Origin of the sequence: Pseudoxanthomonas sp. SGT-18 (genome assembly GCF_003931645.1) — a bacterium.
Taxonomy (GTDB): domain Bacteria; phylum Pseudomonadota; class Gammaproteobacteria; order Xanthomonadales; family Xanthomonadaceae; genus Pseudoxanthomonas.
This window is the reverse complement of record NZ_RRYJ01000001.1, coordinates 1-23,241: the sequence shown is the minus strand read 5'-3', so window position 1 is coordinate 23,241 and position 23,241 is coordinate 1. Positions and strand designations below refer to the sequence as shown.

Genomic DNA, 23,241 nt, shown 5'->3' with positions numbered 1-23,241 from the left:
CTTTTTCCGCCACGCGGACAGGGCCAGGAACCCGCGCGGATGGCATCCTATTGCGATGGCCCGCCTGCCCGACGCGTTCATCGACGACCTGCTCGCGCGCACCGACATCGTCGAGATCGTCGGTGCGCGGGTGCCACTCAAGCGCAAGGGCCGCGAATACGCCGCGCCCTGCCCGTTCCACGACGAGCGCACGCCCTCGTTCTACGTCTCGCCGACCAAGCAGTTCTACCACTGCTTCGGCTGCGGCGCGCACGGCACCGCGATCAGCTTCCTGATGAACTACGACCGCCTCGAGTTCCTCGACGCGGTCGAGGAACTGGCGCGACGCGCCGGCATGGAGATGCCAAAGGACACCCGCGCCGGCCCGCAGGACAACGACCTGCGCGACCAGTACGCGGCGCTGGAGGCGGCGGCCCGGCTGTTCCAGCGCCAGCTGGCCGACAGCCCGCGCGCGCTGTCCTACCTGCAGGGCCGCGGGGTGGACGCGGACACCCGCGCCCGCTTCGGCATCGGCTACGCCGCCGACGGCTATTCCACCCTGCTGGACGCGCTGGGCACGGACGAACGCCGGCGCAAGCTGCTGGAGCGCACCGGCATGCTCTCGCGCAACGAGCGCGGCAGCGTGTACGACAAGTTCCGCGACCGGATCATGTTCCCGATCCACGACCGCCGCGGCCGGGTGATCGCCTTCGGCGGTCGCGTGCTGGACAAGGACGCCAGCCCCAAATACCTCAACTCGCCGGAAACCCCGCTGTTCCACAAGGGCCGCGAGCTGTACGGCCTGTGGCAGGCACGCCAGGCCAACCAGAAGCTGGAGCGGCTGGTGGTGGTCGAGGGCTACATGGACGTGGTCACCCTGTTCCAGTTCGGCGTCACCCAGGCGGTGGCGACCCTGGGCACCTCCACCACCGCCGAGCACGCCGAGCTGCTGTTCCGCAACGCGCCGGACGTGTACTTCTGCTTCGACGGCGACGCCGCCGGCCGGCGCGCGGCCTGGCGCGCGGTCGAGTCGGTGCTGCCGCGGATGAAGGACGGGCGCCAGGCGTTCTTCCTGTTCCTGCCGGAGGGCGAGGACCCGGACACCATCGTGCGCAAGGAGGGCGCGGCCGGGTTCGACGCGCGCCTGGCCCAGGCCACGCCACTGTCGCAGTTCTTCTTCGAGGAACTGGGCCGCGACATCAACCGCAACACCCTCGACGGCCGCGCCCGCCTGGCCGAGCGCGCGCGTCCGCTGCTGGCACAGCTGCCCGACGGCGCCTTCGCCGACCTGATGCGCCAGGAGCTGCAGCGCCAGACCGGCGTGGGCGCAACCGCCCCCGCCACCGCGCCGGAACCGCAGCGCGCACCGCCGCGGCGGGTGGGCGCACCGGCGCAGAAGCGCAGCCTGGTCCGCAGCATGATCGCCCTGCTCCTGCAGCAGCCCTCGCTGGGCCTGCAGCTGCAGCCGCCGTATCCGTTCGCCGAACTGCGCCTGCCGGGCATGCCCCTGCTGCTGGAACTGCTGGACGTCGTCCACCAGCGCCCGGAAATCAGTACCGGCGCGCTGCTGGAGCACTTCGCCGAACACGAACAGGGCGAGGCGCTGCGCAAGCTGGCCGCGCAGTCGCTGCCGGGCGACGAGAACAGCTGGGCGCATGAGCTGCAGGACGCGGCGGCCCAGCTGGAGAAGCAGACCCTGCAGCAGCGCATCGACGAACTGCAGCAGAAGCAGCGCAGCCAGGGCCTGGACGAGACCGACAAGTACGAGCTGCGCATGCTGCTGCAGGCCCTGAGCAGCCTGCGCGGCTGAGGCCACGCCCGCGCCTGGCATGCCATGGCGCCAGCCCCGGCCATGCTAGGATGCGCACCTCGAAGGGGAGTAGCCCCCAAACGCTGGCGTCGTCATTACGGGTCCCCGGACCCCGGCGCAGCGGCAGGCCACCGGCCTGTGGGCAAGACCTTCGCCGTCCCGCGGCGAAGGTGCATCCGTTCCACGATGCCACTCCACCGCGGCCCCTGGACCTTCCGGAGCCCGCTCCCCATGCAATGCCCGCACTGCACCACCGTGACCCTGGCCATGACCGAACGCCAGGGCATCGAGATCGATTACTGCCCGTCCTGCCGTGGCGTCTGGCTGGACCGTGGCGAACTGGACAGGCTGCTCGCCCGTGCCGAGGCGGCGCCCGCACCCGCATATCCCGCCCAGCGCGGCCCCGGACACGACGGCGGCCATGCCCGGCATGGCGACCATCGGCGCAGGAAGCCGAAGTCGCTGCTGGGCGAACTGTTCGACTTCTGATACCCCTCCCCCATCCACGCCGACGCCGCCTGCACCCGCGGCGCGGCACCCTCCGATTGCCTGACCGAAGCGCACCCACATGGACGCCCTGCTCAACCCCGAAATCTGGATCGCCCTGGCCACCCTCACCGCGCTGGAACTGGTGCTGGGTATCGACAACATCATCTTCATCTCGATCCTGGCCGGGCGCCTGCCGCCGGAACAGCGCAACAGGGCGCGCAGGCTCGGCATCGCCGCCGCAGCGATCACCCGCCTGGGCCTGCTGTTCACCATCGCCTGGATCATTGGCCTGACCAGGCCGCTGTTCGAGCTGTTCGGCCATGCCTTCTCCTGGCGCGACCTGATCCTGATCGGCGGCGGCCTGTTCCTGATCGCCAAGGCCACCCATGAGATCCACCAGAAGATCGAGGGTGCCGGGCTGGCCGAGGAAGGGCCGAACCTGGCCCGCGCCGCGACCTCCTTCGGTGGCGTGATCCTGCAGATCATGGTGCTGGACATCGTGTTCTCGCTGGACTCGATCATCACCGCCGTGGGCATGGTCGACGAGCGCTGGGTGATGGCCACCGCGATCCTGATCTCGATCGTGTTCATGATCGGCTTCGCCGGCCCGATCGGCGATTTCGTCGAGCGCCATCCCACGGTCAAGGTGCTCGCGCTGAGCTTCCTGATCATGATCGGCCTGGTGCTGATCGCCGACGGCTTCGGCCAGCACATCCCCAAGGGCTACATCTACGCGGCGATGGCCTTCTCGGTGTTCGTCGAGCTGATCAACCTGTGGATCCGGCGCCGCGAGCAGCAGGCTGTGGCGCGGGCAGGCGGGGACTGACGCGCGCCCCTGGTTGCGCGGCCCCGCCCGGCGAAGGGAGGGCAGGTATCGCCCAGGGGCGGCCGATGGCCGCGTGACCGTGAAGCGCGGCAACACGGCGCGGCAGCCGGATGCTTCCGTCGCGGTCATGCGCGCGCCGCGGGTCGCCGGCGGCGGGCATGCCCGGTGGGCGCCGGAAGCCACCATGCCCGCCCGCGGCGGCGCGGGGCTGGTTCCCGCCTTCCGTCGGCGCCTGCCGCCATCGCCTTGCCGCTGCGCCGGCGCGCCGCCAGAATCCGGCGGTCAATCCACGGGAGTCAGCCATGTCGCACGTACGCAAGGCGGCGCTGCCGCTGCTGGTGGTAGCAATGGGCGCGGCGCTTGCCGCCTGCAGCCGCAACGAGGAAGCGGCCGGGGCCGCGCCTGCCCCGGTCGCCGCGCCGGAGGCCACCCAGGCCGGCGTGCCCGCCAGCGAGCACGTCCACCCGTTCCAGGTCGGATCGCTGCAGGCTGCCGCGCTGCGCGACGGCGGCATTGCCGTGCCCAACGACAACTCGGTGTTTGGCGTCGGCCTGACTCCGGACGAGGTCGCCGGCGTGTTGTCGGGCGCTGGCCTGGACACCGATCGCCTGCACCTGAGCGTGCAGCCGCTGCTGGTGCGCGACGGGCAGCGGGTGATGCTGTTCGATGCCGGCGCCGGCCAGTTCGTCGGCGACAGCGCGGGCAAGCTGGGCGCGGCGCTGCAGGCGGCCGGCATCGTGCCGGCGCAGGTCACCGACGTGTTCATCTCGCATGCGCACGGCGACCATGTCGGCGGCCTGGTCGATGCCAGCGGCGCGCTGGCCTTCCCCAACGCCACCATCCATGTCTCGCAGCCGGAGTGGGAGGACCTGCAGGCCCAGGCCAGCGGCGAAGGCGCGGCCATGGCCAGCCTGGTCGCGGCGATCGCGCCGCAGGTCGACGCCTTTGCCCCGGAGGCGGAGCTGGTGCCGGGCATGGTGCAGGCGCTGCCGACCCCGGGACACACCCCGGGCCACGTCTCCTTCCGCATCAGCAGCGGCGGGGAAAGCCTGCTGTACGTGGGCGACCTGGTGCACCACCCGGTGGTCTCGGTGCAGCGCCCGCAGTGGACGATCCAGTGGGATCGCGACGCCGCCGCCGGCACGGCGCAGCGGGCGAAGATGCTGGACACCGCCGCCGACAGCGGCGAACGCCTGTACTCGGTGCACTTCCCGTTCCCGGGCCTGGGCCGCATCGAGCGCGCCAGCGACGGCCAGCTGGCCTGGGTCGCCGAGTAAGCGATGCCCGGGCGCGGGCCGCCGCCCGCGCCCGGCCGTGCTGCCGGCTCAGGCCGGCAGCAGCAGCGGCAGCCAGTGGTCCACCAGCAGGAAGGCGAACAGCGCCATCAGGTAGACGATCGAGTAGTTGAACACGCGCATGGCGTAGAACTCGTCCGGCGGATCGAGCAGGCGCCAGGCGTACCACAGGAACACGCTGCCCAGCACCAGCGCGCCACCCAGGTAGAACAGGCCGCTCATGCCGAACACCACCGGCAGCACGCTCACCTCGACCAGCAGCACGGTGTAGAACAGGATCTGCCAGCGGGTGTAGGTCACGCCGTGGGTCACCGGCAGCATCGGGATCAGCGCGCGCGCGTAGTCCTCGCGGCGGAAGATCGCCAGCGCCCAGAAGTGCGGCGGGGTCCAGACGAAGATGATCAGCACCAGCAGCAGCGCGTGCTGCCAGTCCCAGGCGCCCTGCATGTTGGTGACCGCGGCCCAGCCCAGCAGCGGCGGCGCGGCGCCGGCCACGCCGCCGATCACGATGTTCTGCGGCGTGGCGCGCTTGAGGTAGCCGGTGTAGACCACCGCGTAGCCGATCAGCGAGGCGAAGGTCAGCACCGCGGTGACGGTGTTGACCCACAGCACCAGCACCAGCATCGACGCCACGCCCAGCGCCAGCGCGAACGCCAGCACCTGCGCCGGGCGCAGCGCGCCGGTGGCCAGCGGGCGGTGCGCGGTGCGCGCCATCAGCTTGTCGATGCGCTGGTCGATCAGGTGGTTGATCGCCGCGGCCGAGGACGCGGCCAGCCAGATGCCGACCAGGCCCAGCACCGATTCGCGCAGCGGCGGCAGCCCCGGCACCGCCAGGAACATGCCGACCAGGGCGGTGAACACCAGCAGCGCGACCACCCGCGGCTTGGTCAGCTCCAGGTATTCGCGCCAGAGGGAAACGTGGGTGCTCATGCGACCTGCTCGGGCTCCCGCAACCGAGCCAGCAAGGTCACCAGCACGAACAGCAAGGCCGCGGCGCCGCCGTTGTGCATCACCGCCACCGGCAGCGGCAGCGACAGCTTGACGTTGAGCACGCCCAGCGCGACCTGGACCAGCACCAGCAGGCCCAGCAGCGCGGCCCAGCCGCGCATGCCCGGCAGCCGGTACAGCCGCCCGGCCAGCAGCAGCAGGTACAGCGCCGCGACCACCGCCATCATCCGGTGCGCCATCTGGATGGCGATGCGCGAGGCGCCGTCGAGCACGCCGCCTTCGTAGTCCACGCCGATCCCGCGCCACAGCACGAAGCCTTCGCGGAAGTCCGCAGGCGGCCACCACTGGCCGACGCAGCGCGGGAAATCCATGTAATGGTGGCTGGCGCCGGTCCAGCCGCCGCCGCCACAGGCGAGCGCCGCGTAGTTGGCGCTGGTCCAGCCGCCGAGCGCGATCTGCAGGCCCAGCACCACCAGCCCGGCGACCACCCAGCGCCGCAGCACGCGCGCGTCCGCCAGGCGGATCGGCAGGCCGGTGGCGCGCCAGGCCATCCATACCAGCAGCGCGAACGTGGTCAGCCCGCCCAGCAGGTGGCCCATCACCACGATCGGCTTGAGCAGCAGGGTCACGGTCCACTTGCCCAGCAGCGCCTGGAACACGATCACCGCCAGGGTCAGCACCGCCGCGCGCGCCAGGTCGATGTTGGACCAGCGCAGCGCCGCCAGCAGCAGTACCGCCTCGCCGGCACCGGCCAGGGCGAAGGCCAGGCCGATGTGGCCGTACATGTACGCCGGGATCGCGGCGGCGACCAGCAGCGAGGCGCCGATCACCAGCGGCACGCCGAGGCGGCGGCGGCGCACCGCCAGCAGCGCCAGCAGCAGCACCACCACGCCCAGGCTGGCGGCGAGGTGGCGGTGTACCTGCTCGCGCCAGGCCTTGTGGGTCTCGAACGGACGGATCCCGCTGGCCGCGTGCGCGGCCGCGTCGGCCGGCGCCGATGGCCAGGTGGCACGGCCGTAGCAGGTCGGCCAGTCCGGGCAGCTGAGGCCGGCGTCGGACAGGCGCACGAAGGCGCCGAACACGACCACGCAGGCGGTCAGCGCCACCGCCAGCCAGGCGATGCGGTGGAAATGGCGTGCCAGCGTCGGGCGGACGAGCGCGTTCATCGGATGGGAAGCCTCACTTCAGTTTCAGCAGGCGCGCGACATCGGCGCGCAGGCCGGCCGGATCGGATTGCGGCGCGTAGCGCAGGATCACGAAGCCGTTGGGATCGACCACGTACACCGGCACGCCGGCCGGGTCGGAGGCGCCGGGCAGGGACGCGCGCACGCCCGGGTCGTCGCGCAGCACGCGCATCTCCGGCAGCTGCGCAGCGCCGGCCGGGGCGGCGCCCAGCCACAGCACGTGCACGTGGTCGGCGTTGTGCCCGAACAGGCGCCAGACCTTGTCCAGCTGCGCCGCCAGCGTGGTGCACGCCGCGTCGCAGCCGGAGGCCGGGGGCACGGCCACGATGCGCCAGATGCGGGCCTGCGGCTGCCAGGGATAGGCCTCGCCGGAGGCCAGCTGCAGGCGGGCCTGGCGCAGGTCCACCGGCGGCTCCAGCAGCTGGCCGTGGTTGCGCAGGCCGGCCGGCATCCAGCCGCTGAAGCGCAGCGCGCCGGCGGCCAGCGCGCTGCCAAAGAACAGCACGAACAGCGCAACCAGCACCAGGCGGCCGCGGGCAGTGCGATCAGCGTCGGGAACGGAATGGCTCATGCGCGGGATTTTCGCATGCCGGGCCATGCCCTGTTCCGCGCGCCGGCCACGCGCCTCACCGGCGCCGCCGCAGGGTCAGCACCAGGGCGATGGCCAGCGCCGCGGCGGCCAGGGCGAACCACTGCACCGCGTAGCCCAGGTGGCGCTGCGGAGGCAGCGTGTTCGGCAGCAGTTCCAGGTCGCGCGCGTAGCCCAGCGGCAGTTCCGGATCCAGGCGCAGCACCCGCGGCGCCAGCGCCGGCAGGCCCAGTGCGGCGGCCACTGCCGCCGGCTCCAGCGCCACCACCAGCGCGGTGCCGTCGGCCTGGCGCTGCACCGCCGGCGCGGCCAGGCCGCGGGCCGGCGGCGGCAGCAGCAGGCCCGAGGCTTCGATCGTGCCGGCTGCCGGTGGCGGGACCTGCGGCATGCGGCGGTCGCCGGGCAGGGGCAGCCAGCCCAGATCCACCAGCAGCGGCAGCCCGTCCTCCGGTTCGAACACGCGGTAGGCGCGTACGCCGGGCCGGGAATCGCGGTTCTGGTTGTCCAGCAGCACCGCCGGCAGGTCGGCGAAGCGGCCGCGGCCGGACGCCCAGTCGTAGCCGCGCGCGCGCGCCGGATCGGCGGCCAGCGCCAGCGGTTGCGGCCGGCGCTCGGCCAGCACCTGCGCCGACGCGTCCAGCAGGGCCTGCTTGGCGTGCATGCGCTGCAGCTGCCAGGTGCCCAGCCCGCAGCAGGCCGCGGCCACGGCCAGGGCCAGGCCCCAGCCCGCCCACGACGGCAGGCGACGGCTCACGCGGCCCCCACGCCCGCCGCGGCGCCGGGCTGCGATAATGCCCGGCGCAAACCCGCACGCCACGAGCCACGTCCCGTGAACGATTCGCTCAAAACCCTGATCGTCGTCGCGTTCCTGCTGCTCATCATCTGGAACCTCGGCTCGGCGCTTTACTACCTCATGGTGGACCGCGGCGAGAGCAAGCGCACGGTCAACGCCCTCACCCGCCGCATCGCCCTGTCCATCGGCCTGATCCTGCTGGTCATCATCGGCATCTGGACCGGCGTGATACAGCCGCATGGGGTTGGCGGCTGAGGCCGCCAGCCCGTGGTTTGTCATTGGTGATCAGTGATCCGAAACAACAAGGGCGCCTGATGGCGCCCTTGTTGCTTGTGGCTCGCGCTTCGCTTCTATCGAATCACGAATCACAGCACGTAAACAAAGAGGAACAGCCCCAGCCAGACCACGTCCACGAAGTGCCAGTACCAGGCCGCGGCTTCGAAGCCGAAGTGCTTGTCCCGGGTGAAGTGGCCCTTCAGCGCGCGGAACCACATCACGATCAGCATGATCGTGCCCAGGGCGACGTGGGCGCCGTGGAAGCCGGTGAGCATGAAGAAGGTCGAACCGTAGATGCCCGAGCCCAGGGTCAGGTTCAGCTCCTTGTAGGCGTGGATGTACTCCTCGCCCTGGAACACCAGGAAGGTCAGGCCCAGCAGCACCGTGGCACCCAGCCAGACCAGCAGCTGGCCGCGCTTGCCGGCCTTGAGCGCATGGTGGGCGATGGTCAGGGTGGCGCCCGAGGTCAGCAGGATCAGGGTGTTGACCAGCGGCAGGCCCCAGGCCGGGATGGTCTGGAACTGGCCGCCGACGCCGCCCGGGCCGGCGCTCGGCCAGGCCGCGCTGAAGCCCTGCCACAGCAGCTCGTTGGTGAGCACGCCGTCGCCCTCGCCGCCCAGCCACGGCAGCGCGAACTGGCGGGTGTAGAACAGCGCGCCGAAGAACGCGCCGAAGAACATCACCTCGGAGAAGATGAACCAGATCATTCCCATCCGGAACGAGCCGTCGACCTGGCGGTTGTAGTGGCCGCCCTGCGACTCGCGGATCACCTCGCCGAACCAGTAGAACAGGGTCGCCACCATCAGCGCCACGCCGAGGAAGAACGACCACTTGCCCCAGGCGATCTCGTTGAGCCAGGTGGCCACGCCGATCATCATCACGAACATCGACACCGAAGCGAAGATCGGCGCCTTGCTCTTGGCCGGCACGAAGTAGATGTTGGCGTCGGTCTGGGAATGGGCCATGGCGTGGATTCCGTTGCTCGGGTCAAGGCGCCGCGAGCGGCGCGCGGGAAGCCCCGCCCGCGCCCAATTGCGCGGTGAGGGCCTCGTTCCTGAAGAAGGTATACGAGAGGGTGATGGTCTTCACGTCGGCCGGCAGGTCCGGGTCCACGATGAAGCGCACCGGCATTTCGCGCCGCTCGCCCGGCTGCAGGGTCTGGGCGGTGAAGCAGAAGCACTCGGTCTTGGTGAAGTAGCCCGAGGCCCGCGCCGGCGCCACCGAGGGCACGGCGCTGCCGACGATCGGGCGGTCGCTGTCGTTGCGCGCGTAGTACGTCGCCTCGGCCAGTTCGCCCGGGACCACCTGCATGGTCAGCTGCTCCGGGCCGAAGGACCACGGCAGCTTCGAGTTCACGCCGCCATCGAACAGCACGGTGACGGTGCGTTCCTGGCGCGGCCCGGCGGCGGCCGGCGCGGCGGCACGGGCCTGGCCGGTGCCGCCTTCCAGGCGGATGCCGAACACCTTCTCGCACGCGATCCGGTAAAGCGGCACCAGCGAGAAGGCGAACGCGAACGCGGCCAGCGACACCCCGGCCAGCTTCAGCCAGCCGCGGCGGCGCGGAGCGGCGTCGGCGCGCGGATCGCTCATGCCTGCAGCACCCCCGAGAGGATGAAGCCCACGTAGATCGCCAGGGCGATCGCGCCCACGACCCACACGGTGCGCACCACGCCACGGCGGCGTGCGGCGTCATCGCGATGGTCGGGGGCGTGGTTCATCGTTCCTCCGTTGTTCCGGGCCCGCCCGGGCGCGCCGGGCGGGAACTGCTTCCGCCGCGGCGGAAGCTCAGTGGGTGATGTCGCCGTGGGCCAGGTCGCCGTCCTTGATCACCGGCGGCACGGTGAAGGTGTGGTGCGGCGCCGGCGACGGGATGGTCCACTCCAGGCCACGCGCGCCTTCCCAGGCGCGGGCCTCGGCCCTGGCGCCGTGGCGCAGCGAGTGCCACAGGATGAAGCCCATCATGAACGGCGTGGCGAACATGCCGAACGCGCCGATCGAGCTGACCAGGTTCCAGTCGGCGAACACCACGTTGTAGTCCGGGATGCGGCGCGGCATGCCGGCCAGGCCCAGGAAGTGCTGCGGGAAGAACAGCAGGTTGGCGAACACCACCGACCACCAGAAGTGGAACTTGGCCCAGCGCTCGTTGTACATGCGGCCGGTGAACTTCGGCCACCAGTAGTACACCGCGGCGATCAGCGCGAACACGGCGCCGGTGACCAGCACGTAGTGGAAGTGCGCGACCACGAAGTAGGTGTCGTGGTACTGGAAGTCGGCCGGCACGATCGCCAGCATCAGGCCGGAGAAGCCGCCGATGGTGAACAGCAGCACGAAGGCGATCGCCCACAGCATCGGCGCCTCGAAGGTGAGCGAGCCCTTCCACATGGTGGAGACCCAGTTGAACACCTTCACGCCGGTCGGCACCGAGATCAGCATGGTCGCGAACATGAAGTAGATCTCGCCGCCCAGCGGCATGCCCACCGTGAACATGTGGTGCGCCCACACGATGAACGACAGGAAGGCGATCGCGGCGGTGGCGTACACCATGGCCTGGTAGCCGAACAGCGGCTTGCGGCTGAAGGTCGGGATGATCTCGCTGACCACGCCGAAGGCGGGCAGGATCATGATGTAGACCTCGGGGTGGCCGAAGAACCAGAAGATGTGCTGGTACATCACCGGGTCGCCGCCGCCGGCGGCGTTGAAGAAGCTGGTGCCGAAGAACTTGTCGGTCAGCAGCATGGTCACCGCGCCGGCCAGCACCGGCATCACCGCGATCAGCAGGAACGCGGTGATCAGCCAGGTCCAGCAGAAGATCGGCATCTTCAGCAGGTCGATGCCCGGGGCGCGCATGTTGAGGATGGTCGCGATGATGTTGATCGCGCCCATGATCGAGCTGATGCCCGCCACGTGGATGGCGAAGATGGTGAAGGCCACGTTGTAGCCGCCCTGCAGCGACAGCGGCGGGTACAGGGTCCAGCCGCCGGCCGGCGCACCACCGGGCAGGAACAGCGAGATCAGCAGCAGGGTGAAGGCCACCGGCAGCAGCCAGAACGACCAGTTGTTCATGCGCGGCAGGGCCATGTCCGGCGCGCCGATCTGCAGCGGCACCATCCAGTTGGCCAGGCCGACGAAGGCCGGCATCACGCCGCCGAAGATCATGACCAGGGCGTGCACCGTGGTCATCTGGTTGAAGAACTCGGGGCTGACGACCTGCAGGCCGGGGGTGGCCAGCTCGGCGCGGATGACCACGCTCATGGCCGCGCCGATGATGAACATCACGAAGGAGAACAGCAGGTACAGCGTGCCGATGTCCTTGTGGTTGGTCGAGAAGAACCAGCGCTCGACGAACCCCTGCTTGTGGCCGTGGTGGTCGTCGTGGTGCTCGGCGGCGGTATGGGCCATGGCGTTGCTACCTCTGGGATGCGTTTGCGTGGCGGCCGCGGCGGCGGCCGTTGCGTGCGGGATCAGGCGGCCTGCGGCGCCGCGGCCGGGGCGCTGCCCTCGGCCTCGTCGACCGGCTCGGCGGCGTCGGCCGGCGCTTCGCCGGACTCCTCCGCGGGCGCCTCCGGCGCGGCCGGCTTCTTCGAGGCCAGCCAGCGCGCGAATTCCTCCTTGGAGACCGCCTCGACCACGATCGGCATGAACGCGTGGTCCTTGCCGCACAGCTCGGCGCACTGGCCGCGGTACACGCCAGGGGTCTTGATCTCGGTCCAGGCCTCGTTGATCAGGCCGGGGATGGCGTCCTGCTTCCAGCCCAGCGCCGGCACCCACCAGGAGTGGATCACGTCGTCGGCGGTGATCACGAAGCGGACCTTGGTGTCCACCGGCAGCACCAGGCGGTTGTCCACCTCGAGCAGGTAGTGCGGGTGCTGCGCCGGGTCCGGGCGCTCGCCGCTCTGGCGGATGCGGTCGTGCTCGCGGTCCAGGCGGCTGGTGAAGCTCACGCCCTCGCCCAGGTACTCGTACTTCCACATCCACTGGTAGCCGGTGACCTTGACGGTCATCTCGGCGTCGCGGGTGTCGTACATCGAGATCAGCTTGGCGGTGGCCGGCCAGGCCATCGCGATCAGGATCAGGACCGGGATCACCGTCCAGATCAGCTCGGCGGTGGTGTTGTGGCTGAACTGGGCCGCGACCGCGCCCTTGGACTTGCGGAAGCGGACCACCGCCACGGCCATCGCGCCGAACACCACCACGCCGATGGCCACGCAGATCCACAGCGCGACCATGTGCGCGTCATAGGCGTTCTGGGAGGTGGCGGTGACGCCGCGCCCCATGTTCAGCTGCCACCGTTGCGGATCGGCCGACTGGGCCCAGGCCAGCAACGGTGCCGCCATCAGCGTGCCCGCAGCCATCCAACGCTTCCACCATCCCTTCGCTTGCATCATTGCCTAGACCCTGGTTGCGTCATCGGTTGCGGCCGCTGGCGGCCGCCAGGAATTCCCTCAGGCACCGCGCCAGCTGCCGGCGCTCGCCCGGGCCGAGGAAGGCTCCCACCTCCACGTCCCGGCCGCCGGAGGAGAGCATGACCATGCCATCTTCCGGCGCCACCTGCAGCCTCACCCAGTAAGGATGGGCGCTGAATACCGTCTCGGCGCCGCGGCGGACTTCCACCGCCCGCGGCCCGATGGCGATCTCCTCGCCGCGTTCCCCGTTGCTCCACAGCATGCGCAACGCCAGCGCCACCCCTGCGCTGTGCAGCAGTGCGAACGCCGGCGCGAAGACGTTGCCCGCCAGCCAGCCCAGGCCGGCCGCCAGCCACATCGCCCCCGCCAGCGCGGCGAACAGCGCCCTGAACTGGCCTGCCGTCAGGGCCCGCGGCGGGCGCAGCCTCAACTGCGCGCCGGCGTCGCCGGACCTGCCTGGCAGCACCTCGATCACGTCGCCTACCGCCGCTCGCAGCTGCGGAAAACCGAAAGATGGTAAGCGCGAATCACTGGCAGCGGCAACCCGCATTGATCCAGGACAAGGCGGCCGGGCCCGGGCCGTGGCATGGAGGGGGTCGCGCCCGGGCGGCCCGGGCCGGACCGGGGGCGGCCTGGCACCGCACCCAATTAGAATGTCGTGCCCTGCCGCCGGACCCCCTGCCCCCGTGAAGCCCAGCCCGCTCGCCGTGGATGCCGCCGAGGTCGAGGCCCTGTTCGACTCGATCCCGGACGTGCTGTTCTTCATCAAGGACCGCGAGGGCCGCTACACCCACGTCAACGCCACCATGCTGCGCCGCCTCGGCCTGCGCTCGCGCAAGGAGATCATCGGCAAGCGCGCCAGCGAGGTGTATCCCAGCGGCCTGGGCGCCAACTACGGCCTGCAGGACCGCCAGGTGCTGGAAGGGGCGGTGATCGACAACCTGCTGGAGCTGCACCTGTTCTCCGACCAGGAGCCGGGCTGGTGCCTGACCTGCAAGCGCCCGCTGCGGATCGACGGCCAGGTGGCCGGGCTGATCGGCATCTCCCGCGACCTGGCCGGGCGCGAGGGCCTGGAGGCGGACTACCGCTCCCTGCGCGAGGCCCTGGTGCACATGAACCGGCACTACGCCGAGAACATCCGGGTGCAGGACCTGCTGGACATCACCGGCTTCTCCGAGTCCAAGCTCGAGCGCACCTTCCAGAAGGTGTTCCAGCTCTCGCCGTTGCAGCTGCTGACCCGGGTGCGGATCCAGGCGGCGATGCACCGCCTGCACGGGCCCGGCAGCATCGCCTCCATTGCCCAGGCCTGCGGCTTCTCCGACCAGAGCGCCTTCACCCGGCGCTTCGTGGCCCTGGTGGGCATGACCCCGGGCGAGTACCGGCGCCTGCGCGCGGGCTGAACCGGACAGGCAGGCGACGCCGGCGTTCACGCCATCCGCCCGCCGGTGGACCAGGCTGGGGACGCGGCCCGCGCGCGCTGCGTTTGTGCCGCCCCCCGCGTCCGCGCCGGGGGAATCGATCAATCCAGCCGCCACGCCCGGCGGCGAAGATGCGCTCGCACGGCGGCCCTCCGGCCGCCCCGTTCCGAGTCGACCCATGTCCGCCCTGACCGTCCCCTGCCAGGAGCTGCCGCCTGGCACCGCTTCGCCCCTGCGCGCAGCCATCACCGCCGCCTGGCTGCGCGACGAGACCACCCATGTGCGCGAGCTGCTGGAGCAGGCGCGCCTGGACCCCGCCCGCCAGGCCGAGGTCGAGGCCCTCGCCACCGACCTGGTCCGCCGCGTGCGCGCCCGCGCCGCCGACCAGGGCGCGATCGAGGCCTTCATGCGCCAGTACGACCTGGGCAGCGAGGAAGGCGTGCTGCTGATGTGCGTGGCCGAGGCGCTGCTGCGCATCCCCGACCAGGAAACGGCCGACAAGCTGATCCGCGACAAGCTCGGCGACGCCGACTGGGAGAAGCACCTGGGCCAGAGCGAATCGGTGCTGGTCAACGCCTCGACCTGGGGCCTGATGCTCACCGGCCGCCTGGTGCAGCTCAACGACGCCACCCGCCACGACGTGCCCGGCGCGTTCAAGCGCCTGGTGGCGCGCATCGGCGAGCCGGTGGTGCGCCTGGCCGTGCGCCAGGCGATGCGGATCATGGGCCACCAGTTCGTCATGGGCCGCACCATCGAGGAGGCGCTGGCCCGCTCGCACAAGGGCGACAACGCCGGCTACCGCTATTCCTTCGACATGCTCGGCGAGGGCGCGCTGACCACGAAGGACGCGCGCCGCTACCTGGAGGACTACAAGCGCGCCATCCACGCCATCGGCAAGGACAACCTCGCCCGCGGCGGCGGCCCGGGCGGCGACGTCACCCGCGCCCACGGCATCTCGATCAAGCTCTCGGCCCTGCATCCGCGCTACGAGCACGCCAAGCGCGGGCGGGTGCTGGCCGAACTGGCCCCGGCGGTGCTGGAACTTGCGCAGCTGGCCCGTTCCTACGGCATCGGCTGCACCGTCGACGCCGAGGAATGCGACCGCCTGGAGCTGTCGCTGGACGTGATCGGGAAGGTCGTCAGCGACGCCTCGCTGGAAGGCTGGGACGGCTTCGGCGTGGTGGTGCAGGCCTACCAGAAGCGCGCGCCGTTCGTGATCGACTACCTGGCCGACCTGGCCCGCCGCACCGGCCGCCGCCTGCAGGTGCGCCTGGTCAAGGGCGCGTACTGGGACGCGGAAATCAAGCGCGCCCAGGTCGAGGGCCTGGCCGGCTACCCGGTGTTCACCCGCAAGCAGAACACCGACGTGTCCTACATGGCCTGCGCGCGGCGCCTGTTCGGCCATGCCGACGCGCTTTACCCGATGTTCGCCACCCACAACGCGCACACCATCGCCGCGGTGCGGGCGATCGCCGAAGGCCGCACCTACGAGCACCAGAAGCTGCACGGCATGGGCGACGACCTCTACGCCGAGGTGGTTCCGGCCGACCGCCTGGGCGTGCCCTGCCGGGTGTACGCGCCGGTGGGCAGCCACGAGGACCTGCTGCCCTACCTGGTCCGCCGCCTGCTGGAGAACGGCGCCAATTCCAGCTTCGTCAACCGCATCACCGACGAGGACGTGCCGGTGGCCGAGCTGGTGCGCGATCCGGTGGCCGTGGTCTCCGGCTTCGCCTCCATCCCCCATCCGCGCATCCCGCTGCCGCGCGACCTCTACACCCACCAGGGCTTCGACAGGAACAACTCCATGGGCCTCAACCTCGCCGACGACAACACCATCAGGGAACTGGCCGCGCAGATGGCCGCGCATACCGGTCCGTGGCGCGCGGCGCCGCTGGTGCCGGGCGCCGCCGCGCCCGCCGGCGAGCCGGCGGTGGTGCGCAACCCGGCCGACCGCCGCCAGGTCGTCGGCCAGTGGCAGCCGGGCGATGCGGCCACCGTGGACCGCGCCCTGGCCAATGCCGTGGCCGCGCAGCCGCAGTGGGACCGCACCCCGGCCGCCAGCCGCGCCGCGATCCTCGAGCACGCCGCCGACCTGCTGGAGCAGCGCATGCCGCAGTTCATGGCCATGTGCGTGCGCGAGGCCGGCAAGACCATCCCCGACTCGGTGGCCGAGGTACGCGAGGCGGTCGACTTCCTGCGCTACTACGCCGCCCAGGCACGGGCGAAGTTCGGCGCCCCGGAGCAGATGCCGGGCCCGACCGGCGAGTCCAACCAGCTGCAGCTGCAGGGCCGCGGCGTGTTCGCGTGCATCAGCCCGTGGAACTTCCCGCTGGCGATCTTCCTCGGCCAGGTGGCCGCGGCCCTGGCCGCCGGCAACGCGGTGGTGGCCAAGCCGGCCGAGCAGACCAGCCTGGTCGGCCACGCCGCGGTGCAACTGCTGCACGAGGCCGGCGTGCCGGAGGCGGTGCTGCAGTTCGTGCCCGGCGACGGCGCCAGCGTCGGCGCCGCGCTCACCAGCGACGCGCGCGTGGCCGGCGTGGCCTTCACCGGCTCGACCGAGACCGCGCGCGCGATCAACCGCGCCCTGGCCGCGCGCGAGGACGCCGGCATCGCCGTGCTGATCGCCGAGACCGGTGGCCAGAACGCGCTGATTGCCGATTCCTCGGCCCTGCCCGAGCAGCTGGTCAAGGACGCCATCGCCAGCGCCTTCACCTCCGCCGGCCAGCGCTGCTCGGCCGCGCGCGTGCTGTTCGTGCAGGAGGACATCGCCGACAAGGTCACCACCATGCTGGCCGGCGCAATGGCCGAGCTGCAGGTTGGCGACCCGGCGCTGCTGGCCACCGACGTCGGCCCGGTGATCGACGCCGACGCGCTGGAGATGCTCAAGGCGCACGCCGCGCGCATGGACCAGGAGGCGCGCGCGATCGCGGTGGCGCCGCTGGATCCGGCGCTGGAGCACGGCAGCTTCTTCGCCCCGCGCGCCTACGAGCTGCAGTCGCTTTCGCAGCTGCAGCGCGAGGTGTTCGGCCCGGTGCTGCACGTGGTCCGCTGGAAGGCCGACCAGCTGGACGCGGTGATCGACCAGGTCAACGCCACCGGCTACGGCCTGACCCTGGGCATCCACTCGCGCATCGACGGGACCGTCGAGCACATCGTGGCGCGGGCCAAGGTCGGCAACGTCTACGTCAACCGCAACCAGATCGGCGCGGTGGTGGGCGTGCAGCCGTTCGGCGGCCAGGGCCTGTCCGGCACCGGCCCCAAGGCCGGCGGCCCGCACTACCTGCTGCGCTTCGCCACCGAGAAGACGGTGACCATCAACACCACCGCCGCCGGCGGCAACGCCTCGCTGCTGACCCTGGGCGACTGAGCCGCGGCCAGCCACGCAGGAAACGGAAAGGGGCGCCATCGGCGCCCCTTTTCCATCCGCCGGCCGCCGGGCTCAGGCGGCGACCAGGCGCACCCGCGCGAAGTTGCGCTTGCCCACCTGCAGCACGCCTTCGAAGCCCGGGGTGAATACCCGCGAGGCGTCCTCGACCACTTCGCCGTCGACCTTGACCGCGCGCTCCTTGAGCTTGCGGTTGGCCTCGGAGTTGGACGGGGTGATGCCGGCGGCGGTCAGCAGGGCGGCGATGCGCAGGCCCTCGGCCGGAACGGCCACGTCCTGCAGCGGCAGCAGCGAGGTATCGCCCTGGCCGGTGACCGCGGCGTGCCAGCCGGCGATCGCGGTCTCGGCCGCGGCGGCGTCGTGGAAGCGGGTGGCCAGCTCGCGCGCCAGGCGCAGCTTGACGTCGCGCGGATTGAGGCCGGCGGCGACCTCCTCGCGCAGCTTGCGCGCCTCGGCGGCGGAGATCTCGAAGCTGAGCAGCTCGATCCACTTCCACATCAGCTCGTCGCCGATCTTCATCGTCTTGTTGACGATGTCGATCGCGGCTTCGGCGATGCCGATGTAGTTGCCCAGCGACTTGCTCATCTTGTTCACGCCGTCCAGGCCTTCCAGCAGCGGCATGGTCAGCACGATCTGCGGCGCCTGCCCGTAGTGCTCCTGCAGGCCGCGGCCCATCAGCAGGTTGAACTTCTGGTCGGTGCCGCCCAGCTCGACGTCGGCCTGCAGCGCCACCGAGTCGTAGCCCTGCACCAGCGGGTACAGGAACTCGTGGATGGCGATCGACTGCTGCGCGGCGAAGCGCTTGGAGAAGTCGTCGCGCTCGAGCATGCGCGCCACGGTGTGCTGGCCGGCCAGGCGGATCATGTCCGCCGCCGACATCTTGCCGAACCACTCGCTGTTGAAGCGGACCTCGGTGCGCTCGCGGTCCAGCACCTTGAACACCTGCTCGGCGTAGGTCTGGGCGTTGGCCAGCACGTCCTCGCGGGTCAGCGGCTTGCGGGTGGCGCTCTTGCCGGTGGGGTCGCCGATCATCCCGGTGAAGTCGCCAATCAGGAAGATCACCTGGTGGCCCAGGTCCTGGAACTGGCGCATCTTGTTCAGCAGCACCGTATGGCCCAGGTGCAGGTCCGGCGCGGTGGGGTCGAAGCCGGCCTTGACCCGCAGCGGGCGGCCAAGCTTCAGCCGCGCCTCCAGCTCCTCGGGCTTGAGGATCTCGTCGGCGCCGCGACCGATCAGGGCAAGGGATTCTTCGACGGAAGGCACGTTCTGCTCCAGCGGGAAGTCGGGGGAAGGGGGCTGACAAACTTGAACGTCATGTTAAGTGCTAGTTAACGGGGGCGCCACCGGAAAGTTCAGGTTCTTCAATGGTTTGACGCATGGATTTCATGTGTCTAAGGTACGCGGCGGTGGGCCGCATTCCGGGGTCCCGTGAAGGAAGCCGTCCAATGCCCCTGACCGAACACCGCGTGCGCAAGCAGCAGTTCCACGACCGGCTCGGGATCCTCCACCACAGAACCCTCCGCCACAAGCTCAAGCTGAAGAAGCGCTTCCCGGCGGCCTTCAACACCCGCTGGACCCGCCGCCACTGGGTCCACGCCAGCCTGTTCGCCACCCTCGGCGCCCTGATCGCCACCATCATCCCCGGATTCTCCGCGCAGCTGGAGCCGCAGACCCGGCTGCACGCCACCCTGCCGCTGAGCCTGCCGCCGCTGACCGTGCGCGCGCCCACCGCGGCCCAGCCCGGGCACCAGTGGGAAGTGGTCCAGATCCAGCCCGGCCAGACCCTGGGCGCGCTGTTCGCGGCGATGGGCGTGTCCAGCCAGGTGATGCACCAGATCCTCGAGCAGCCCGGCAACCGCGAGCCGCTCAGCCGCCTGCGTCCCGGCGCCGAACTGGCCTTCGCCCTGGGCGAGGACGGGCAGCTGCACGGCTTCCGCTTCGACCGCAGCCCGACCGAGCGGGTCGAGCTGACCCTGGCCGGCGGCAAGATCCACCAGAAGGTGCTCGAGCGCGCCACCACCACCCGGATCGCGGTGGCCAGCGCCGAGATCGAGCACTCGCTGTACGCCGCCGGGCGCAAGGCCGGCCTGAGCCCGGCCTCGATCGCGGTGATGACCGACGAGATCTTCAAGTACGACATCGACTTCAAGGACGTGCAGCGCGGCGACCGCTTCAGCGCCGTGATCGAGGAGACCTGGCGCGAGGGCGAGCGCATCGGCGGCGGCCGCATCCTGGCGGCAAGCTTCACCACCGGCGGCAAGACCTACACCGGCGTGCGCTTCGAGCACGAGGGCAAGGTCGGCTACTACACCCCCGACGGGCGCCCGCTGAAGAAGAGCTTCATCCGCATGCCGATCCCGTATGCGCGGCTGTCGTCCAAGTTCGGCGCGCGCCACCACCCGGTGCTGGGCAAGATGCGCATGCACAAGGGCGTGGACTACGCCGCCGGCACCGGCACCCCGATCATGGCCGCCGGCGACGCCAGGGTGCAGTTCGTCGGCCAGCAGCGTGGCTACGGCAACGTGGTGATCCTCGACCACGGCAAGGGCCACACCACGCTGTACGCGCACATGTCGCGCTTCGGCAAGATCCGCCAGGGCCAGCACGTGTCCCAGGGCACGGTGATCGGCTACGTCGGCTCCACCGGCCTGGCCACCGGCCCGCACCTGCACTACGAATTCCGGGTCAACGGCCAGCACCGCAACCCGCTGTCGGTGACCATGCCGCCACCGGAGCCGCTCAAGGGCGCCGCCCTGGCCGCGTTCCGGCAGCAGACCGCGCCGACCCTGGCGCGCATCGAGTCGATGGAGCAGCTGCTCTACGCCAGCGCACCCAAGGCGGAGGCGGACAAGGCCGCCGGCAAGCGCGGCTGAGCCGGCGCCCGCGCCTACAATGGCGCGCATGTCCCGACTCTTCCTTGGCCTGATCTCGGGCACCAGCGCCGACGGCATCGACGCGGCGCTGGTCGAATTCCCCCACGGCCCCGCCACCGCGGGCCTGCGCCTGGTCGCCGCCCATACCCATCCCTGGGAAGAAGCCGTGCGCGCACGCCTGGTCGCGATCGGCCAGGGCGGCGAGCCGCAGTCGCTGGACGAGCTGGGCCGGCTGGACGTGCAGGTGGGCGAGGCCTTCGCCGCCGCGGCCCTGGCCCTGCTGCGCCAGGCCGGGGTGCCGCCGGCGCAGGTGGCGGCGATCGGCTCGCACGGCCAGACCCTGCGCCACCGCCCGCACGGCCCGGCGCCGTTCACCCTGCAGGTCGGCGACGGCGCGGTGATCGCCGAGCGCACCGGCATCGCCACGGTCTGCGACTTCCGCCGCCGCGACGTCGCCGCCGGTGGCCAGGGCGCGCCGCTGGTGCCGGCGTTCCACGCCGCCCTGCTGCATTCGCCGGCCGAGGACCGCGCCGTGCTCAACCTCGGCGGGATCGGCAACTACACCCTGCTGCCGCGCGCCGGCGCGATACGCGGCTTCGACACCGGCCCGGCCAACGCCCTGCTCGATGCCTGGTGCCTGCGCCATACCGGCGCGGCGTTCGACGCCGGCGGCGCGTTCGCCGCCTCCGGCAGCGTGGACCAGGCGCTGCTGGCACGGCTGCTGGACGAGCCCTGGTTCGCCCTGCCACCGCCCAAGAGCACCGGCCGCGAGCAGTTCCACCTGGAGTGGGTGGAAGCGCGCCTGCGCGGCGAGCCCGCGGCCGACGTGCAGGCCACCCTGCTGGAACTGACCGCCGCCACCGTCGCGGACGCGCTGCAGGCGCACCAGCCCGGCACCGCGCGCGTGCTGGTATGCGGCGGCGGCGTGCGCAACCCCGTGCTGATGGCGCGGCTGGGCGCGCGCCTGCCGCAGGTGGCGGTCGAGTCCACCGCGGCCTACGGCCTGGACCCGGATTTCGTGGAAGCGATGGCGTTCGCCTGGCTGGCGCGCGAAACCCTGGCCGGGCGCCCCGGCAACCTGGCGGCGGTCACCGGCGCGCGCGGACCCCGCGTGCTGGGCGTGGTGCACCCGGCCTGAGCGCGGCGCCGCGCGCCGCACCGGAAGAGGAGGATGGCAATGGGCAAGCGTGGCGGGACCTGGATGGCGGCCTGGCTGGCACTGGGCGCGATGCTCGCGGCCGGCGCCCAGGCCGGAGTGCAGTCCGATCCGGTACACGACGGCGCCCCGGCAGCGGCGCCACTGCTGGTGCTGCATGGCGGCGCCGGGGTGGAGCGAGGCAGCCTGGCGGCCGCCGAGGAAGCCGCCGCGCGCCAGGCCCTGGCCCGGGCGCTGCAGGCCGGGCACGCGGTGCTGCGCGAGGGCGGCGCGGCGCTGGACGCGGTGACTGCCGCGATCGCGGTGCTGGAGGACGCGCCGGAGTTCAATGCCGGCCGCGGCGCGGTGTTCACCCACGACGGCCACAACGCGCTGGACGCGGCGATCATGGACGGCGCCAGTGGCCGCGCCGGCGCGATCGCCGGGGTGCGCCGGGTGCGCAACCCGATCCGCCTGGCGCGCGCGGTGATGGAAGCCTCCCCGCACGTGATGCTCGCCGGCGAGGGCGCCGAGGCCTTCGCCGCGGCCCGGGGCATCGAGCTGGTCGATCCGTCCTGGTTCCGCACCGACAAGCGCTGGCGCCAGCTGCAGCAGGCGCGGGCGCGCGAGCAGGGCCAGGCCGCCACCGCGCCGGCGCACCCCTACTTCGGCACGGTCGGCGCGGTGGCGCTGGACGCGCGCGGCGGCCTGGCCGCCGGCACCTCCACCGGCGGCATGACCAACAAGCGCTGGGGCCGGATCGGCGACTCCCCGATCATCGGTGCCGGCACCTGGGCCGACGCCCGCTGCGCGGTGTCCGGCACCGGCTGGGGCGAGTACTACATCCGCGCCGCCGCCGCGCACGAGATCTGCGCGCGGGTGCGGCTGGCCGGGCAGCCGCTGGTGCAGGCGGCCGCGGAGGTGATCAACCGCGACATCCCCGCCGCCGGCGGCAACGGCGGCGCCATCGCCCTGGGCGCGGACGGCAGCATCGCCCTGCCGTTCAACACCGGCGGCATGTACCGCGGCTGGATCGGCGCCGACGGGGTGCCGCACGTGGCGGTGTTCGACGAGCCGCTGCCGCTGCCCTGAGCCGGCTCAGGCGCCGGCCAGCAGGCGCTGGTAGCGCGCCAGGTCGGCCGCCGAGAAGCAGCAGAACAGCACTTCCCGCACCACCCGCGCCGGGAACCCCGCCACTGTGGCCAGCGCCAGCGGCGCCGCCAGGTCCGGTGGATAGCCGTACACGCCGGTGCTGATCGAGGGGAAGGCGACGCTGGCGCAGCCATGCGCCTCGGCCAGGGCCAGGCTGTTGCGGTAGCAGGCCGCCAGCAGTTCCGGTTCGCCGGCCTGGCCGCCGCGCCAGACCGGGCCGACGGTATGGATCACGTGCCGCGCCGGCAGGCGGTGGCCGGCGGTGATCCGCGCCTCGCCGGTCGGGCAGCCGCCCAGCGCGCGGCACTCCTCCAGCAGGCCCGGCCCGGCGGCGCTGTGGATCGCGCCGTCGACCCCGCCGCCGCCCAGCAGCGAGGAATTGGCGGCATTGACGATGGCGTCCACCGCCAGGGTGGTGATGTCGGCCTGTACCGCCCGCATTCGCAGGGTCATGGTTCGCGTTCCTCCGTGCCTGGCACTGCGCAGGGTGCCACGCGGCTGGCCCGCGTACAGCCGCGCGACGCCCGCGCAGCTGAAGCAGCGATGACGCAATGTTCCACGGGCCGGGCTGCCGGGGGCGGCTGCCGAAATTAAAATTCCGCTACCCAACGCGCGCGTTCCCCCCCCCCCCCCCCCCCCCCCCCCCCCCCCCCCCCCCCCCCCCCCCCCCCCCCCCCCCCCCCCCC

At 71.7% G+C, this 23,241-nt stretch carries 22 protein-coding genes; 10 read left to right on the top strand and 12 right to left on the bottom strand.

Annotated features, from left to right (window positions below; translation table 11 throughout):
* Positions 1–55: 55 nt before the first annotated feature.
* The 4 genes from dnaG (at position 56) to EIM47_RS00090 (ending at position 4,381) form a co-directional block, all read left to right on the top strand.
* Positions 56–1,789: a DNA primase gene (gene dnaG, locus EIM47_RS00105; RefSeq protein WP_125075749.1), complete on the top strand. Its 1,734-nt coding sequence runs from the start codon at positions 56–58 to the stop codon at positions 1,787–1,789.
* 231 nt (positions 1,790–2,020) lie between these two features.
* Positions 2,021–2,278: a zf-TFIIB domain-containing protein gene (locus EIM47_RS00100; RefSeq protein WP_125075748.1), complete on the top strand. Its 258-nt coding sequence runs from the start codon at positions 2,021–2,023 to the stop codon at positions 2,276–2,278.
* 79 nt (positions 2,279–2,357) lie between these two features.
* A complete protein-coding gene (locus tag EIM47_RS00095) occupies positions 2,358–3,104 on the top strand; it encodes a TerC family protein (RefSeq protein ID WP_125075747.1) in 747 nt (248 codons plus the stop codon).
* Positions 3,105–3,406: 302 nt separating this feature from the next.
* Positions 3,407–4,381: an MBL fold metallo-hydrolase gene (locus EIM47_RS00090; protein ID WP_125075746.1), complete on the top strand. Its 975-nt coding sequence runs from the start codon at positions 3,407–3,409 to the stop codon at positions 4,379–4,381.
* Positions 4,382–4,429: 48 nt separating this feature from the next.
* Here the strand turns inward: EIM47_RS00090 and EIM47_RS00085 are convergent, their stop codons facing one another.
* From EIM47_RS00085 to EIM47_RS00070, 4 genes are read right to left on the bottom strand one after another with little or no spacing between them, the layout of a single operon-like run.
* Complete coding sequence (locus tag EIM47_RS00085; RefSeq protein WP_019397010.1) at positions 4,430–5,329, bottom strand: heme o synthase; 900 nt, start codon at positions 5,327–5,329, stop codon at positions 4,430–4,432.
* Positions 5,326–6,513: a COX15/CtaA family protein gene (locus tag EIM47_RS00080; protein ID WP_019397011.1), complete on the bottom strand. Its 1,188-nt coding sequence runs from the start codon at positions 6,511–6,513 to the stop codon at positions 5,326–5,328. The genes EIM47_RS00085 and EIM47_RS00080 overlap by 4 nt, the downstream gene beginning before the upstream one ends.
* Before the next feature lie 13 nt (positions 6,514–6,526).
* Positions 6,527–7,102 (bottom strand): hypothetical protein, encoded by a 576-nt coding sequence (locus EIM47_RS00075; RefSeq protein WP_125075745.1) that lies wholly within the window; start codon positions 7,100–7,102, stop codon positions 6,527–6,529.
* Between the two features lie 55 nt (positions 7,103–7,157).
* A complete protein-coding gene (locus EIM47_RS00070) occupies positions 7,158–7,874 on the bottom strand; it encodes an SURF1 family protein (protein ID WP_050992095.1) in 717 nt (238 codons plus the stop codon).
* A gap of 75 nt (positions 7,875–7,949) precedes the next feature.
* Between EIM47_RS00070 and EIM47_RS00065 the strand changes: the two genes are divergently transcribed.
* The gene (locus tag EIM47_RS00065; RefSeq protein ID WP_019397014.1) at positions 7,950–8,168 is read left to right on the top strand and encodes a twin transmembrane helix small protein; all 219 of its coding nucleotides are present in this window, start codon (positions 7,950–7,952) and stop codon (positions 8,166–8,168) included.
* Positions 8,169–8,278: 110 nt separating this feature from the next.
* Here EIM47_RS00065 and EIM47_RS00060 read toward each other — a convergent pair whose 3' ends face one another.
* The 6 genes from EIM47_RS00060 to EIM47_RS00040 form a co-directional block, all read right to left on the bottom strand.
* Positions 8,279–9,154 (bottom strand): cytochrome c oxidase subunit 3, encoded by an 876-nt coding sequence (locus EIM47_RS00060; RefSeq protein WP_028914393.1) that lies wholly within the window; start codon positions 9,152–9,154, stop codon positions 8,279–8,281.
* A gap of 22 nt (positions 9,155–9,176) precedes the next feature.
* Positions 9,177–9,779, bottom strand: a complete 603-nt coding sequence (locus tag EIM47_RS00055) for a cytochrome c oxidase assembly protein (RefSeq protein ID WP_019397016.1) — start codon at positions 9,777–9,779, stop codon at positions 9,177–9,179.
* Complete coding sequence (locus tag EIM47_RS16060; RefSeq protein WP_255326644.1) at positions 9,776–9,907, bottom strand: hypothetical protein; 132 nt, start codon at positions 9,905–9,907, stop codon at positions 9,776–9,778. The genes EIM47_RS00055 and EIM47_RS16060 overlap by 4 nt, the downstream gene beginning before the upstream one ends.
* A gap of 67 nt (positions 9,908–9,974) precedes the next feature.
* Positions 9,975–11,588: a cytochrome c oxidase subunit I gene (gene ctaD, locus EIM47_RS00050; RefSeq protein WP_019397017.1), complete on the bottom strand. Its 1,614-nt coding sequence runs from the start codon at positions 11,586–11,588 to the stop codon at positions 9,975–9,977.
* A 62-nt stretch (positions 11,589–11,650) separates the two neighbouring features.
* Positions 11,651–12,574 (bottom strand): cytochrome c oxidase subunit II, encoded by a 924-nt coding sequence (gene coxB / locus EIM47_RS00045; protein WP_026010171.1) that lies wholly within the window; start codon positions 12,572–12,574, stop codon positions 11,651–11,653.
* Between the two features lie 19 nt (positions 12,575–12,593).
* Positions 12,594–13,067 (bottom strand): DUF2244 domain-containing protein, encoded by a 474-nt coding sequence (locus EIM47_RS00040; RefSeq protein WP_028914392.1) that lies wholly within the window; start codon positions 13,065–13,067, stop codon positions 12,594–12,596.
* A 211-nt stretch (positions 13,068–13,278) separates the two neighbouring features.
* Between EIM47_RS00040 and EIM47_RS00035 the strand changes: the two genes are divergently transcribed.
* Both EIM47_RS00035 and putA read left to right on the top strand, forming a co-directional pair.
* Positions 13,279–13,992: an AraC family transcriptional regulator gene (locus tag EIM47_RS00035; RefSeq protein WP_019397020.1), complete on the top strand. Its 714-nt coding sequence runs from the start codon at positions 13,279–13,281 to the stop codon at positions 13,990–13,992.
* 196 nt (positions 13,993–14,188) lie between these two features.
* Entirely contained in the window at positions 14,189–17,377 is a 3,189-nt protein-coding gene (putA, locus tag EIM47_RS00030) for a bifunctional proline dehydrogenase/L-glutamate gamma-semialdehyde dehydrogenase PutA (protein ID WP_125075744.1), read from the top strand.
* 72 nt (positions 17,378–17,449) lie between these two features.
* On the opposite strand, the gene tyrS is transcribed toward putA, so the two are convergent.
* A complete protein-coding gene (gene tyrS, locus EIM47_RS00025; protein WP_028914390.1) occupies positions 17,450–18,658 on the bottom strand; it encodes a tyrosine--tRNA ligase in 1,209 nt (402 codons plus the stop codon).
* Between the two features lie 182 nt (positions 18,659–18,840).
* Between tyrS and EIM47_RS00020 the strand changes: the two genes are divergently transcribed.
* The 3 genes from EIM47_RS00020 to EIM47_RS00010 all read left to right on the top strand — a co-directional run bounded on the left by EIM47_RS00020 (position 18,841) and on the right by EIM47_RS00010 (position 22,495).
* Complete coding sequence (locus tag EIM47_RS00020; protein WP_125075743.1) at positions 18,841–20,268, top strand: peptidoglycan DD-metalloendopeptidase family protein; 1,428 nt, start codon at positions 18,841–18,843, stop codon at positions 20,266–20,268.
* Positions 20,269–20,287: 19 nt separating this feature from the next.
* The gene (locus EIM47_RS00015; protein ID WP_164514516.1) at positions 20,288–21,406 is read left to right on the top strand and encodes an anhydro-N-acetylmuramic acid kinase; all 1,119 of its coding nucleotides are present in this window, start codon (positions 20,288–20,290) and stop codon (positions 21,404–21,406) included.
* A gap of 90 nt (positions 21,407–21,496) precedes the next feature.
* The gene (locus EIM47_RS00010; RefSeq protein ID WP_050992098.1) at positions 21,497–22,495 is read left to right on the top strand and encodes an isoaspartyl peptidase/L-asparaginase; all 999 of its coding nucleotides are present in this window, start codon (positions 21,497–21,499) and stop codon (positions 22,493–22,495) included.
* Between the two features lie 6 nt (positions 22,496–22,501).
* On the opposite strand, the gene EIM47_RS00005 is transcribed toward EIM47_RS00010, so the two are convergent.
* Positions 22,502–23,008: an O-acetyl-ADP-ribose deacetylase gene (locus EIM47_RS00005; RefSeq protein WP_026010175.1), complete on the bottom strand. Its 507-nt coding sequence runs from the start codon at positions 23,006–23,008 to the stop codon at positions 22,502–22,504.
* Positions 23,009–23,241: the final 233 nt, after the last annotated feature.